Origin of the sequence: Runella salmonicolor, assembly GCF_024158025.1 — a bacterium.
GTDB lineage: Bacteria > Bacteroidota > Bacteroidia > Cytophagales > Spirosomataceae > Runella > Runella salmonicolor.
The window spans coordinates 270,175-283,357 of the sequence record NZ_JAMZEL010000004.1; the positions used below are offsets into that span (position 1 = coordinate 270,175).

Annotated in this window: 14 protein-coding genes; 6 read left to right on the forward strand and 8 right to left on the reverse strand. The window is 45.8% G+C overall.

Annotated elements, in window-relative coordinates; translation table 11 throughout:
• Positions 1-2: 2 nt before the first annotated feature.
• Positions 3-872: a YitT family protein gene (locus NCI00_RS12530; RefSeq protein ID WP_114463990.1), complete on the reverse strand. Its 870-nt coding sequence runs from the start codon at positions 870-872 to the stop codon at positions 3-5.
• A gap of 264 nt (positions 873-1,136) precedes the next feature.
• Here NCI00_RS12530 and NCI00_RS12535 point away from each other — a divergent pair, with 264 nt between their 5' ends.
• Positions 1,137-1,649: a helix-turn-helix transcriptional regulator gene (locus NCI00_RS12535; RefSeq protein WP_253528008.1), complete on the forward strand. Its 513-nt coding sequence runs from the start codon at positions 1,137-1,139 to the stop codon at positions 1,647-1,649.
• A gap of 103 nt (positions 1,650-1,752) precedes the next feature.
• Complete coding sequence (locus NCI00_RS12540; RefSeq protein WP_253528010.1) at positions 1,753-2,346, forward strand: 1-acyl-sn-glycerol-3-phosphate acyltransferase; 594 nt, start codon at positions 1,753-1,755, stop codon at positions 2,344-2,346.
• 123 nt (positions 2,347-2,469) lie between these two features.
• On the opposite strand, the gene wecB is transcribed toward NCI00_RS12540, so the two are convergent.
• Both wecB and NCI00_RS12550 read right to left on the reverse strand, forming a co-directional pair.
• Positions 2,470-3,582 (reverse strand): non-hydrolyzing UDP-N-acetylglucosamine 2-epimerase, encoded by a 1,113-nt coding sequence (gene wecB, locus NCI00_RS12545; RefSeq protein ID WP_253528012.1) that lies wholly within the window; start codon positions 3,580-3,582, stop codon positions 2,470-2,472.
• Between the two features lie 48 nt (positions 3,583-3,630).
• On the reverse strand, positions 3,631-3,978 hold the full coding sequence (locus NCI00_RS12550) for an arsenate reductase (RefSeq protein ID WP_253528014.1): 348 nt from the start codon (positions 3,976-3,978) through the stop codon (positions 3,631-3,633).
• A 70-nt stretch (positions 3,979-4,048) separates the two neighbouring features.
• Between NCI00_RS12550 and NCI00_RS12555 the strand changes: the two genes are divergently transcribed.
• Positions 4,049-4,483, forward strand: a complete 435-nt coding sequence (locus NCI00_RS12555; RefSeq protein WP_253528016.1) for an SRPBCC family protein — start codon at positions 4,049-4,051, stop codon at positions 4,481-4,483.
• A gap of 15 nt (positions 4,484-4,498) precedes the next feature.
• Here NCI00_RS12555 and NCI00_RS12560 read toward each other — a convergent pair whose 3' ends face one another.
• Both NCI00_RS12560 and tatC read right to left on the reverse strand, forming a co-directional pair.
• Positions 4,499-5,248, reverse strand: a complete 750-nt coding sequence (locus tag NCI00_RS12560) for an ABC transporter ATP-binding protein (protein ID WP_253528018.1) — start codon at positions 5,246-5,248, stop codon at positions 4,499-4,501.
• A gap of 6 nt (positions 5,249-5,254) precedes the next feature.
• Positions 5,255-6,157 (reverse strand): twin-arginine translocase subunit TatC, encoded by a 903-nt coding sequence (gene tatC / locus NCI00_RS12565; RefSeq protein WP_166558587.1) that lies wholly within the window; start codon positions 6,155-6,157, stop codon positions 5,255-5,257.
• A 297-nt stretch (positions 6,158-6,454) separates the two neighbouring features.
• On the opposite strand from tatC, the gene NCI00_RS12570 reads away from it, so the two are divergent.
• Positions 6,455-6,883 (forward strand): hypothetical protein, encoded by a 429-nt coding sequence (locus NCI00_RS12570; protein ID WP_253528021.1) that lies wholly within the window; start codon positions 6,455-6,457, stop codon positions 6,881-6,883.
• The gene (locus NCI00_RS12575) at positions 6,849-7,610 is read left to right on the forward strand and encodes a phosphoglycerol geranylgeranyltransferase (RefSeq protein ID WP_114463998.1); all 762 of its coding nucleotides are present in this window, start codon (positions 6,849-6,851) and stop codon (positions 7,608-7,610) included. The genes NCI00_RS12570 and NCI00_RS12575 overlap by 35 nt, the downstream gene beginning before the upstream one ends.
• Here the strand turns inward: NCI00_RS12575 and NCI00_RS12580 are convergent, their stop codons facing one another.
• A complete protein-coding gene (locus NCI00_RS12580; RefSeq protein ID WP_253528023.1) occupies positions 7,611-9,152 on the reverse strand; it encodes a hypothetical protein in 1,542 nt (513 codons plus the stop codon).
• Between the two features lie 264 nt (positions 9,153-9,416).
• Between NCI00_RS12580 and argS the strand changes: the two genes are divergently transcribed.
• Entirely contained in the window at positions 9,417-11,195 is a 1,779-nt protein-coding gene (gene argS / locus NCI00_RS12585) for an arginine--tRNA ligase (RefSeq protein WP_253528025.1), read from the forward strand.
• 58 nt (positions 11,196-11,253) lie between these two features.
• Here argS and NCI00_RS12590 read toward each other — a convergent pair whose 3' ends face one another.
• Complete coding sequence (locus NCI00_RS12590; protein WP_253528027.1) at positions 11,254-11,961, reverse strand: 2-phosphosulfolactate phosphatase; 708 nt, start codon at positions 11,959-11,961, stop codon at positions 11,254-11,256.
• 50 nt (positions 11,962-12,011) lie between these two features.
• Positions 12,012-13,112 carry a glycine cleavage system aminomethyltransferase GcvT gene (gcvT, locus tag NCI00_RS12595; RefSeq protein WP_114068586.1) on the reverse strand — a complete coding sequence of 367 codons (1,101 nt, stop codon included), beginning with the start codon at positions 13,110-13,112 and terminating at the stop codon, positions 12,012-12,014.
• Between the last annotated feature and the right edge of the window lie 71 nt (positions 13,113-13,183).

The following is a 13,183-nucleotide window of genomic DNA, read 5'->3' on the forward strand; positions in this document are numbered from 1 at the left end:
GGTTAATGCAACGGCCTTCCTTTTACAATACCCCCGCGGGCGTCATCTATTCCGTGTTGAACAATAAAGGCCAAAGGGTCAATCTCGGCAATGGCGTCGCGTAGGCGGCTCACTTCCAGTCGCGTAACGACAGAATAGAGTACTTTTGTAGCTTCTGTTTGAGCGCCTCTTTTTCCAAATCCTTTTTCGCTATTGAGCACCGTTACACCTTTGTGCAGTTTGTCGGTAAGCAGTTCCCTGATTTCTTCGTGATGGTCTGACACAATCCAGATGGCGGTATATTCTTCAATCCCATGAATCAGAAAATCGACGGTTTTGGAAGCGGTAAAATAGGTGAGCATGGAATAAAGGGCAATATCTACGCCCAAAAAGTAAGCAGCCGTGGCAAAAATGAAAATGTTCATCCCCAGAATGACATCGCCGACCCGCACGCTTGAGTTTCGTCGACTAACCAACAACGCGGCCACTTCTGTACCGTCTAACACCGCTCCTCCTCGCATAGCCAACCCAATACCTGCGCCGATAAAAAAGCCGCCGAAAACCGATGTTAACAATAAATCGGGCGTAACATCTGGAAATTCGACCAAAGCTAGACACAACGCCAAACCCGTAATGGCGGCGGTACTTTTGAACGCAAAGGCCTTGCCGATTTGGCGATAACCCATGATGATAAACGGAAAGTTGATGATAGGGATAAGCACCGCCAACGGAACGTGAAAAATAGAAGCCAACAACATGGAAATTCCAGTAACTCCGCCGTCGATAAAATGGCTGGAAAGCAAGAAACCTTTCAGACCCAATGCGGCGCTGAAAATTCCCGCCGTAATAAGTACTGCATCTTTTACTAATGAACGTTTCGTAATGCCTTGCATACTGTTAATGATAGATATTAAGGGGTGATGATATAGTTTTTAACGCTGAACTTTATCAATTACAGCAATTTTGAGGAGATTCGCAATAACCTTGATATTGACATTGTGTACTAAACTTTTCCTAATTCTATGCGGAGGAGACTATACGGGCCGCGCTCAAAATCTTTTGGTTGTGTGGCCCATACGAGAAGAAGTAAAATTGATTTAGCAGTTCGTGCAACGTTGGGGGCTGTTTTCTCATCTTATCACTAAACCAGCCATGAGATGAAAGAACTACCGATTAATTTTAATGGGGTATTGGGGTGGATAGGCCTCCTTGGAGGGTTGGTTTGGGTGCTGCTTTTTGTGGTACGCTCTGAAAAAATGCTTCAAAAAACCATGAAAATCAACTTGCTGTTTTTTGGTAGAAAGGCAAATCAGGAATACGGAGTTCGCCTACTAAATCGCCTGTTCAGGCTCATGAACGAGGAAAAACCTTATCTCGAAAAAAATATTTCCTTAGAATCACTGGCGGCTCGCCTCAATGTTACGGCGGCGCAGTTGACGCAGGTAATCGACGAAAATTTAGAACAAGGCTTCCCCGAATTGATTTCAACTTACCGTATTCAGGAAGCCAAGCGCTTGCTTGTAATGCCCGAATTCCAACACGGCAAAATGGAAGACCTTGCGTATAAAGTAGGGTATGAGTCAATCGCTCTGTTTGACGACGCTTTTAAAAACTTCACCGAGCAGACCCCCACCGAATATAAAAAGAGAATGAGCATGATTTGTCTGTAAACTATTTTATAAACAATAGTAAAATAGTAGAGAAATCATTGACGCTACCTGTTGCCAAATCGAAAGGAGTTCCTAAATTTGAGGTACCTAAACCTTGATGACGATGAATTGGCTCTTTGCATTTTTATACCGAATTTCCGGATGGGGAATTCTTGGACGGGTTCCTAAAGACCTAAAAAAGGCAATATGGGTAGTTTGCCCACACTGGAACAGCTCTGATTTTTTTATTGGAGTGGGCGTGAGAGCTTTCATTGGGGCTAAAATGGGCTTTCTGGGGAAAAGCTCTCTCTTCAAATGGTATTCGGCTTGGTTTTTTCGAGCATTGGGTGGGTATCCTGTGTACCGTGAAAAATCCAATAATTTGGTAGATGCCGTGGCCGAGACTTTCAAACAAAACGAGTTTATTCACATCGCCATTGCCCCCGAGGGCACCCGCAGCAATACCTCCAAACTCAAAACGGGTTTTTATTTTATGGCGCTCAAAGCCCAAGTGCCGCTTGTTCTTGTTGGCTTTGATTATACCCGAAAACTGGTGGTATTTGGTGAGCCCATTTACCTCACTGGCGACTACGTCAAAGATATGAAGCCCTTCTATGATTTTTACCTGACGATTCAAAGTCCCAAAAAAGAATGGTTGCAGTTGTATGAACAAACGGGCGTTATTCCTTTTCCAAAAGAGCAAAAAGCGGAAAGGTAAAGTTGAGAACTGAAAAACTGAAAAACCGAGAAATTTAAAATGTAAACCGGGAGGCCGTGACGGCATCTTGCTAGATGCCGTTGTAGTAATGATAACGATATAGGCATTTTATGATGCTTAATTTTATAACCCTCTCAAAAATGCCGCTATTCGCTCACTTGCCAAGCCGTCGCCGTAGGGATTATTGGCCTCCGACATTTGCTGGTAAAGGGTTTCGTTTTCGCACAACTCACTGACCGATTGTATAATAGAGTCGCGATTGGCACCCACAAGCTTAACGGTACCCGCATCGATGGCTTCGGGGCGCTCGGTGGTGTCGCGCATGACCAAAACGGGCTTTCCTAAACTCGGAGCTTCTTCTTGCACTCCACCCGAATCGGTCAGAATGGCCCAGCTTTTTTTCATGGCGTACACAAAATTGGTGTAATCCATCGGCGCTGGTAAATGTACGTTGGGTAGGTTGCCCAATCGGTCATAAACTGGCTGCTGAACGTTGGGATTGAGGTGAACGGGGTACACGATTTCTAGGTCTGGGTATTTCTCGGCCAAATGACGTAATGCGTCACAAATTTGGATAAAGCCATCACCGAAGTTCTCACGACGATGCCCAGTCACGAGCAAAATTTTCCGACCTGATTCAAAAATGTGTTGCACAGAAAGCGGAATATCATCAGAAAAACGCGTGGCTCGTTGGCTGACGTAGAGTAAAGAATCAATGACGGTATTGCCCGTTTTTAAGATGAGTTCAGGAGCAATGCCTTCTTTTAATAGCGCCTGTACGTTGCGGTCGGTGGGAGCAAAATAATAATTGGCTAAACGGTCGGTAATGAGGCGATTGGCCTCTTCAGGATAGGGCGATTGAAGATTACCCGTACGCAATCCTGCTTCAACGTGCGCAATCTTAATGCCTGCATAAAAGGCAGCCAACGACGTAGCCATGCACGTAGTGGTATCTCCGTGTACCAACACAACATCTGGTCGATAAGATTGAAAAAGCGTGCGTAGGCCCGTTAGAATACGGCACGTAATATCGGTCAAATCCTGCCCAGCCTGCATCACGTTGAGGTCAAAGTCGGGCGTTAGTTCAAAAATATCCAATACCTGGTCCAGCATCTGCCGGTGCTGTCCAGTCACGCACAGTTTATGCTCTACATGTGGGTTTTGGCTTAAATTTCGTACCACCATGGCCATTTTGATGGCTTCGGGGCGGGTACCGAATACGGTCAATAACTTCATTTTCTGGGTATCAAACAATATATAAATGGCACTGGAGACACGGTTAATTTATGCGATGCTCGCCAGCGTATCGGGTTTCCACCCTACGGCCACAATCTTTCCGTCTTTTTCAACGACAGGGCGCTTAATCACCGAAGGCTTTTCCATCATGAGTGCAATGGCGCTTTCGTTGTCTTGCACGGCGTTTTTTTGTTCGTCAGAGAGTTGTTTCCATGTGGTTCCTGCCCGATTGATGAGGGTTTCTTTGGGCTGTTGGGTGAGCCAGAGCGTCAGCTTTTCGTGCGAAATGCCGTGTTTTTTATAGTCATGAAACGTGAAGGGAAGTTGATTTTCTTTCAGCGCAGTTACTGCTTTTTTGACGGTGTCGCAGTTGGGGATTCCGTAAACGGTCAGCATAAGGGTAAAAGTATTGGTGAATTGAACTGCAAAGTAGAAAACTTTTTTGAGTAGGGCGTGTTAAATAGTCATGAAACTTATTCTAAAAACTACCGTTCAGCAGTCCTACTTACAGGTTTGGAGAGGCTTTGATGAAACACTATTTCGTCGACTGAGTCCTCCTTTTCCTCCCGTTCGGGTGGTTCGCTTTGATGGGTGCCTGAAAGGAAATACGGTGGAATTAGAACTGAGTTTTTTTCTTTTCAAACAACGCTGGACCAGCAAAATTACGGAGCAGCAAGGCAATGCTGAGGAGGTTTTTTTTATTGATGAAGGTGTAAAACTTCCGTTTTTCTTAAGTTATTGGCGGCATCGCCACCGAATCATTAAAGACGGTGAGCATACCATCATTGCGGACGAAATCGAGTTTCGTACGCCTTCTATCCTGACAGATTACCTTTTTTACCCTCTTTTATACGGGCAGTTTTTGTACCGAAAGCCCATTTACCGTAAAGTGTTTTCGTAAATAAATCGAAAAGCCTTATTGGCGGCTCATGTCTCGTAGTAGCTTATTGGCAAAAATAAATTCGTTCAGTTCGGTCACTTTTGACTGGGTAATGGTGGTGTTGTCGCCTTCCCATACTTTATGACCTTTGTAGAGAAACATCACTTTTTCGCCGATTTCCAAGACCGAGTTCATATCGTGCGTAATCACGACGGTAGTAATGTGGTATTCGTCCGTAATTTCCTTGATGAGTTCATCAATTTTGATGGACGTGAGCGGGTCTAAGCCAGAGTTTGGCTCGTCGCAAAATAAATACTTTGGATTCATTACGATGGCCCGCGCAATGCCGACGCGCTTTTTCATCCCGCCGCTGATTTCGGAAGGCATCCGCCCCGCGGCTTGCTCAAGACCTACGCGGCTGAGGCAAAAATTTACGCGGTCTTCTTTTTCACTTTCGCTCATGTTGGTGAGCATTTCGAGCGGAAAGCGTACATTTTGGGCCACGGTCTTGGAATCAAACAATGCCCCCCCCTGAAAAAGAACGCCCATTTCGCGGCGAATCTGCTTGCGAGTGTCTTCATCGCTGTTCCAAAAATCGCGACCGTTGTAGAGTACATTGCCTTGGTCGGGTTTGACAAGACCAATGAGGCATTTGAGCAGCACGCTTTTACCCGTGCCGCTCCCGCCAATGATTAAGTTTGTATCGCCGGGTTTGAACGTCCCGGAAACATCCTCCAATACCATGCGTCCATCGAAGGACTTAGAAATGTCGGTAAATTGAATCATGATTAATTACATGTCAGCATCAGGATTCCAAGGCTCACCCATTGCACTGGCTTCTTCTTCCTTGGCTTCCAATTCTGCGTCTTCTTTTTTAGTGCGCTCTACCCAAGCCGAAACCAAGATGCTGATTTCGTACAAAAGGGTTAAAGGTAATGCAACCAATACCTGACTGAGTACATCGGGAGAAGGAGTAATGACCGCCGCCAAAATCAAGATAACCACAAAGGCGTGTTTGCGGTATTCGCGCATGAAGCGAGGGTTAAGAAAACCGATTCGCGACAAAACAAACGCAACGACTGGCAACTGGAATGTAAGCCCGCAGGCAAGCGTCAATACCGAAATCAGCCCTACATACGAGGTAATGTCAAATTGGTTCTTGATGCGGGGGTCTAATTGGAAATTGGCCAAAAAGTTGATAGCCAGCGGAGAAACAATATAGTATCCGAAGAAAACACCTGACAAAAACAGAAAGGTAACGTAGAAAACCGCACCCCGCGATACGCGCCGCTCAGCAGGCTTAAGACCTGGCTTGATAAAGCGCCATACTTCCCAAAAAGCATAAGGGAACGCAAACAATAAACCTATGATAACCGAAGAAAGTAGTGCCATGGTAAATTGGCCTGCCATCTCACGACTCTGTAACTCAAAGTCTAGTTTTTCGATGCAAAGCCCTTCGGCACCCGTAAAGTCAGCGATTTTGCAAAGCATCCGATAAGTCCAAAAATCAGACTTGGAAGGACCCAATATGATTTTGTCATAGATTTCTTCAATGTAAATAAAAGCGGCAATGGTAAAAATTAAAATCGCCCCTACGGCCCGAATTACGTGCCAACGCAATTCTTCGAGGTGCTCAATAAAACTCATTTCGTCGCCGGTGGCATTCTCTTTATCAAATTCTTGGTCGAGTGGCATTGGTTATTTTATATTGATAGTACTCAATTTTTGTTACAAATAAGAGATATTCTGGTCCTAATAAATACAATGCAATGTACTAACTACTCCATACAAACATACAAAGGTACACGCTTAGACGCTTTTGCGTTACAATTTCTTTAAAAATTAGGTTCAGTTTTGGGCTTCTAGTAGGTTTTTACGACTTTTGAGAAAGATTTACTAGCTGATTTTAAGTGGAATTGAATGGATTTGGCGTAAATTGTCTCTGTTATTCACCCTTAAAATCCGAGTAATCAACTTAAAAACATCCACATAATGGCTTCACTCCCAAAAAATATCCTGACTTTTGAGGAGCCATTTGGTGACACCAATGGCCGAATTACCGAATTACAAACAGCCTCAGAAGGGTATCGCCGTCTGTTGGAAGAAAAAATAGAAGACTTAAAAGTGGATGCCGTCGAAATCGGTAAGCAGGCGTTGGTCATCGGTGGCGTGATTGCGGTGGTTTATTTATTGGTTGATGCGCTATTGCCGGAAGATGAGCCTGAAATAAAAGCAAAAAATACGAGCAACGTTTCGGGGGGCATTGAGCGTCATACAGAAAAAACATCGTGGGTCGTCAAAGCCGTTACTTCTTACGCAACGACTTGGCTACTAGGACTGGCACGACAAAAATTAATGGATTTTTTGGCTACTCAGCAAAATACGAATGCAGGCACAGATACGAACGAAACTTCAAAGTAATCTTCAAAACGGGCGAAAAGCGTTCGCAGTGTTGCTCGACCCCGACAAGGTAGAGTTGGAGTCGTTTCCGTTTATGCTCGCCGAAAGTGTGCGTTACGGAGTCGATTTTTTCTTTGTGGGCGGCAGTCTCATTACCCGGTATGCTTCAGATGAAATTATTGCGGCTATTCATAAACACACACATATTCCTGCGATTCTTTTTCCGGGCAATAGCCTACACATAGAGCCGTCGGCGGATGCTATTTTGTTGCTATCGCTCATTTCGGGCCGCAATCCTGAACTCCTCATTGGGCAACATGTTATTGCGGCTCCGCTGTTGAAAAAAAGCAAATTGGAAATTCTGCCTACTGGTTATATGCTCATTGAGAGTGGCCGTGCCACTACGGTGTCTTACATCAGCAACACCACACCGATTCCCCATGATAAACCCGGAGTGGCGGCCTGTACGGCCATGGCGGGAGAATTGTTAGGGTTGCAAATCATGTATTTAGACGCAGGAAGCGGGGCACAAAAGCCCGTTTCGGCCGAGATGATTGCGGCGGTTCGCCAAGCGGTAGATACCCCCATTATTGTGGGCGGCGGCATTAATTCCGTCGAAAAAGCGCAATCTGCGCTTGAAGCGGGAGCCGATGTGGTAGTGGTTGGAAACGGCATTGAGAAAAACCCCGACCTTTTGCCCGAAATCGCGCAGGCGGTCAGAAGCTTTAACGAAAAAATTATTGCCTGATTAATTCCCCGATGATTTTCCCTTTTTTGTTTCTTCCTTGGCATCTAAACGAGGTGCGTAGGGGTCGTAAGAGAAGCGATTGATGTAAAAAACTTCACGCGGGGCACCTACCCATTTTTCGCTGCCGATTTTCTGGTAACCATACGCCAAAAAGTAATGGTCATGCCACGCTGCCAAAAGTCCGCGCTCGTTGTCTACAATGCGGTCGTTGTCGTCGGCGCTTTTGATGGTAAAGGCCTCTTTTTCACGCACTATTTTGTTGCGCTCTATCACTTCTGTGTTAATCTTTCCGTCTTTGGGATAGCCCAGCACCAGCAACCCATCGCGGCGGGTGACCTGAACCATGGGCAGCAGCTCAATGCTTTCGACATTTTCGAGGGCAAAACAGTTATCCCATAGCAGATTTCCAGCCTTGTCAAATCCACAAACGATGGCGTGTGTATAGCGAAAACCGTCAAATTCTCGGTTGGGGTTTCGGGCTGCCATACCGCCACTATACATGTTCCCATTTTTATATACGGGATAGTACACCTCTGCCACTAGCACGAATTCATCATTGGATTTAATAACTTCATGAACCAGCAATCGGTACCGAAACTTAGGCTCTTTTCCTTCTTCCTTTCGCTTAGAAATTTTTTCTACTACCCGTTGTTTGCGTTTGGGTTTTAGGTAATTAAAAAAGTTTTCTAATTTAGAAAAATCAACCCATTGCAGTTTTTCCGGCTCGGCATCTTTGATTCTTGAGAAATAAAGCCCTTGCGAATATTGGGTACAGCCCTGCGCATAATTGCCGACAATGAGTGATGAAGCCTCGTCGAGCGGCAAGATTTTGCCCGAAATCAGGCCGTTGTTGCCTTCAAAAGGCATCGTCGTTGTTTTGATGAGTTTGCCTTCGTACGAATAAGTTTTGATGGTAAATTGACAATCGCCCCGTTTGATGGTGTAGAGCAACACATTAAGTTGATTGCGTTGTTCGTCGAGTTCGATGTTACTGATTTCAGTGTTGGTGGTGTATAGATACGGCAGTGCTTTGATGCTTTTGTCAAAGAAAGAAAAAGCCATGACCACGGGCCGGCTGTGGTGGTAGCCGCCGATAAAAGCGGTGTTGCCCAATACTTTGAAATGCACAATGTCGGCGCGGGTCAACAAATCTCCCTTAAAAGTCTCGATTTCACCGTTGTGTAAGTCCACGCGCAGCACGGTCAGCTTGTCGCTGTCGGTTTCTTGAAGCAGCCAAAAAAGGTAGTTTTGGTTGTGATAAGTTTTGATGGGATGCAGTTCGTAAGATAACTTATATTCTGCCGACCATTGTTGTTTGAGCAGGGTATCAAAACGAAAAAAAGACCATTTTTCGTTGCCATAATATTCTTCTTTGCGCTGCGTCACCAACAAACCGTCTTTGTTGAGCGGCGTAACGTCAAAATATTCATCGTTGGTTTGGCTGACCTTAAACTCCAACCGTAAAGATTGTTCCAATTGTGCCTGCGCTTCTGAATACAGGGCACCAGTGAACATCAATAAGCGTAGTATTTGTTTCAACATTTTCATTTCTTGACTGTTAAGTGCCGAATGGTTAGAAGTTCATCATAAACGCTTGTTATCAATAAAAGTAGCAAACGCTTTATTTAAAATCAACTTATTTGTGCGCACTGAGGGGTTGAAGATACGAAAATACGATTAAATTATTATTTGCTTGACGAATTTGAAGTACTTTTGCGACTCGTTTGAAACCCTTATCGGTTACTATTCTTTTTAGGGTAACAATGAGCGATTCACGACGAATAACGGAATAATGAATACGGAATTATGCATATAGAATCAATTATCAAGACGTATATCCAAAGCGCATTGCAGGAAATTTATAACGTTGCCGAAGAAACAATCCTGCTTCAGCCGACCAAAAAAGACTTTGAAGGTTTTTATACGTTTGTTACTTTTCCCTACACCAAAAGCCTCCGCAAACCTCCCGTCGAAATCGGGAATAGCCTCGGACAGTATCTGGTAGAAAAATCGGGCGTGGTGAGCAAATTTAACGTGGTGCAGGGCTTTTTGAACCTCAGTATTGCCGAATCGGCTTGGATTGAAGCCCTCAATACCTTGGCGCTTGACCCAAACTTTGGTTTTTCGGCCCCCAATGGGCAATCGGTCATGGTCGAATTTTCGTCGCCCAATACCAATAAGCCTTTGCACTTGGGGCATTTACGGAATAACTTTTTGGGCGACTCGGTGTCCAGAATTTTGAAAGCCAACGGCTACGACGTAGTCAAAACCTGTTTGGTCAATGACCGAGGCATTCATATTTGTAAGTCAATGTTGGCCTACGCCAAGCTCGGCAATGGTGAAACCCCCGAGTCTACTGGACTCAAAGGCGACCACCTGATTGGTAAATATTACGTCTTGTTTGACAAAGAATACAAGCGACAAATCGAAGCCTTGGTAGCCGAAGGCAAGACCAAAGAAGAAGCCGAGAAAAAAGCCCCTTGGATGCTCGAAGCCCAGCAACTGCTTCTGAAATGGGAACAAAGCGATGCCGAAACGATTGCGCTCTGGAAGCAAATGAATGCGTGGGTCTACGCTGGATTTAACGATACCTATCAAAAAATCGGGGTCAGTTTTGACAAGACCTACTACGAATCCAACACTTATCTCTTGGGCAAAGATGCCGTAGACGAAGGCTTGGCGAAGGGTGTGTTCTTCCAAAAACCTGACAATTCGGTGTGGATTGATTTGTCGGCCGAAGGCTTGGACGAAAAACTCGTGTTGCGGGGCGATGGAACTTCTGTTTATATGACGCAGGATTTGGGTACAACCGACCTGAAGTTTGCCGATTTTCACACCAATAAATCCATTTGGGTTGTCGGAAATGAGCAAGATTACCACTTTCAGGTCTTGTTTGCCATTCTTAAACGCTTGGGTCGTGCTTACGCCGAAGGCTGTTATCACCTGAGCTACGGCATGGTGGATTTGCCCTCGGGAAAAATGAAGTCACGGGAAGGAACGGTCGTGGATGCCGATGAACTGGTGGCCGAAGTAACCGCCGCCGCCGCCGAGGAAGGCAACGCCAAAGGAAAAATTGATGATTTTAGCGAGGCCGAAAAACAAAGACTGTTCTCGATGCTAGGCTTAGGTGCCTTGAAGTACTATCTGTTGAAAGTAGACCCGCAAAAGCGAATGCTGTTCAACCCGGCCGAGTCGGTGGAGTTGCATGGGCATACTGGACCGTTTATTCAATATACCCACGCCCGTACTCGCTCGGTGTTGCGGAAAGCGGTACAGATGGGGGTGGAGTGGACCAAACCCGCCGTGACGGTTCCGTTGACGGATTCGGAGAAAGAGGTTATTTTTTGCCTTACCCAATTCCCCGAGCGAGTGGCCGATGCCGCGCGCAATTATTCGCCTGCCTTGATTTCGCAGTATGCTTACGAATTGGCGAAGGCGTACAATACGTTTTATGCAGAAGTATCAATATTGCAAGAACCCAATGCCGATGCCCAACAAGCGCGGCTACTGCTTTCACAAGCCGTAGCCGACGGAATCCAAAAAGCAATGGGCCTATTGGGCATTGAAGTACCAGATAGAATGTAGAAGAAAGTCAGTCAGGAGAGAGCTTATCTCTCCTGACTTTTCTTTTTCTCCGCTTTCATCACATACCCACCAGCGTACTTCCGCGCAAAATGGGCACTACATCGTACAAGTCTCGTTGGAGGCAATACGAAATATCTTTTTGAATACCGAGACGTTGCAGGCGACGTACGTGTGATGAGTTGGACACGTAGCCCAATAAGTCATCTTTGGCTTGCTGATAGGCCCGCATTGCCATCAGGGCGCTGTCTTCGGCAATCATGTATTCTTCCTTGAGGGCTTCTACCAACGCCCCCGCAAAAAGCGTGTCTTCCAAGTTGACGCGGCCTTTCCAGCCTGCACACAACACCAGCACATCGTACGATTGAGATTGAAGGTAGTTGGCCACGGCGCCTAAATTAAGAAACGCCCCCACCAACACCTTTACGGCATCTGCTTTGGCTTTGGTGATAGACAAGGTGCCGTTGGTGGTGGTCATGGCTACGTGCCCACCTACGAGGCGGTCGTCCATGTAGCTAAAAGGAGAATTGTCTAGTTCAAATCCTTCTACTTTCAAGGCGTTGCGCTCCGCTGCTGCGAAATACCCTTTTTGCTGATAGGCATAGCATTCTTCTACCGTAGCAACGGGCGTAATGCTTTCGATGCCATACGCCAGTCCCGTGACCATGCAGGAGGTAGCCCTGAAAATGTCGGCAACAACGACAATGCTATTGTCGATGGCATGAAGGTGTAATAAATCAGGGGTCAGGCAGACGTCAATGGATTTCATACAATATTATTAACGTAACGAAAAGAACAGTTCATAAAACGGTTTTTCGGTTATACGGTTGGTTTTACAAATGGTAATTTTACGACTTGCGCTTTCAGCAATTTTTCGCGCACTTTTACAAAAATCTCGCTTCCTGGTTTGCTGTAAGCTGTAGGGACATATCCCAGTCCGATGCCTTTGCTTAGGGTAGGCGATTGGGTTCCAGATGTTACGTGGCCCAGCACATTTCCTTCGGCATCGCACAGTTCATAATGGCCGCGCGGAATGCCTCGGTCAATCATTTCAAAACCAACCAGTTTGCGTTGTAATCCCGCTTGTTTTTGTTGGAGAAGTGCTTCCGAATTAATGAAATTCTTGGTGAATTTGGTCACCCAACCCAAGCCTGCTTCGAGCGGAGAGGAGGTATCGTCGATGTCGTTTCCGTAGAGACAATAACCCATTTCGAGGCGAAGTGTGTCGCGTGCACCTAGGCCGATGGGTTTAATGCCAAACTCTTTGCCAGCTTCAAAAATATGGTGCCAAACATGAATGGCCGCGTATCGGGGAATGTATAACTCAAATCCGCCCGCCCCAGTATAACCCGTGGCCGAAACGATAATATCCGGTAAACCCGCAAAAGTCCCTTTTTTGAAGGTATAATACTCCATTTCTGCCAAGTGAATACTCGTCAGTTTTTGCAGCGCCTCGGCCGCTTTGGGGCCTTGTACGGCAAAAAGACATAAATCATCTGACGCGTTAATCATCGGAACGCCTTCGGTATTATGGCTCTGAATCCAGTTCCAGTCTTTTTCGATATTGGAGGCATTGACCACCAAAAAGTATTCCTCCTCGTCGATTCGGTACACGAGCAAATCATCTACCGCACCACCTTGTTCGTTGGGCAGGTAGCTGTATTGGATTTTGCCGTCAAACAACACCGACGCGTCATTGGCCGATACCCGCTGAATGAGGTCGAGGGCCTTGGGGCCTTTAAGTATAAATTCACCCATGTGCGACACGTCAAATACGCCTACTCCGTTGCGAACACAATGGTGCTCTTCAAGGTCGGATGAATAGCGAACGGGCATCATAAAGCCAGCAAATGGTACCATTTTTGCTCCCAATTTTTGGTGGAGGTCGTTGAGCGGAACCGTTTTAAGTTGATCAGTCATATGTGGTCTGTTGAAATGTTGGTACAAAGCTACCCTTCTAATTTGAAAATTTGAAAACTGGACAATTTGAA

Bases quoted from the DNA above. Each gene is read 5' to 3' on its own strand.
- NCI00_RS12530 (WP_114463990.1), bottom strand. From the start codon at position 872: ATGCAAGGCATTACGAAACGTTCATTAGTAAAAGATGCAGTACTTATT.
- NCI00_RS12535 (WP_253528008.1), top strand. From the start codon at position 1,137: ATGAAAGAACTACCGATTAATTTTAATGGGGTATTGGGGTGGATAGGC.
- NCI00_RS12540 (WP_253528010.1), top strand. From the start codon at position 1,753: ATGAATTGGCTCTTTGCATTTTTATACCGAATTTCCGGATGGGGAATT.
- wecB (WP_253528012.1), bottom strand. From the start codon at position 3,582: ATGAAGTTATTGACCGTATTCGGTACCCGCCCCGAAGCCATCAAAATG.
- NCI00_RS12550 (WP_253528014.1), bottom strand. From the start codon at position 3,978: ATGCTGACCGTTTACGGAATCCCCAACTGCGACACCGTCAAAAAAGCA.
- NCI00_RS12555 (WP_253528016.1), top strand. From the start codon at position 4,049: ATGAAACTTATTCTAAAAACTACCGTTCAGCAGTCCTACTTACAGGTT.
- NCI00_RS12560 (WP_253528018.1), bottom strand. From the start codon at position 5,248: ATGATTCAATTTACCGACATTTCTAAGTCCTTCGATGGACGCATGGTA.
- tatC (WP_166558587.1), bottom strand. From the start codon at position 6,157: ATGCCACTCGACCAAGAATTTGATAAAGAGAATGCCACCGGCGACGAA.
- NCI00_RS12570 (WP_253528021.1), top strand. From the start codon at position 6,455: ATGGCTTCACTCCCAAAAAATATCCTGACTTTTGAGGAGCCATTTGGT.
- NCI00_RS12575 (WP_114463998.1), top strand. From the start codon at position 6,849: ATGCAGGCACAGATACGAACGAAACTTCAAAGTAATCTTCAAAACGGG.
- NCI00_RS12580 (WP_253528023.1), bottom strand. From the start codon at position 9,152: ATGTTGAAACAAATACTACGCTTATTGATGTTCACTGGTGCCCTGTAT.
- argS (WP_253528025.1), top strand. From the start codon at position 9,417: ATGCATATAGAATCAATTATCAAGACGTATATCCAAAGCGCATTGCAG.
- NCI00_RS12590 (WP_253528027.1), bottom strand. From the start codon at position 11,961: ATGAAATCCATTGACGTCTGCCTGACCCCTGATTTATTACACCTTCAT.
- gcvT (WP_114068586.1), bottom strand. From the start codon at position 13,112: ATGACTGATCAACTTAAAACGGTTCCGCTCAACGACCTCCACCAAAAA.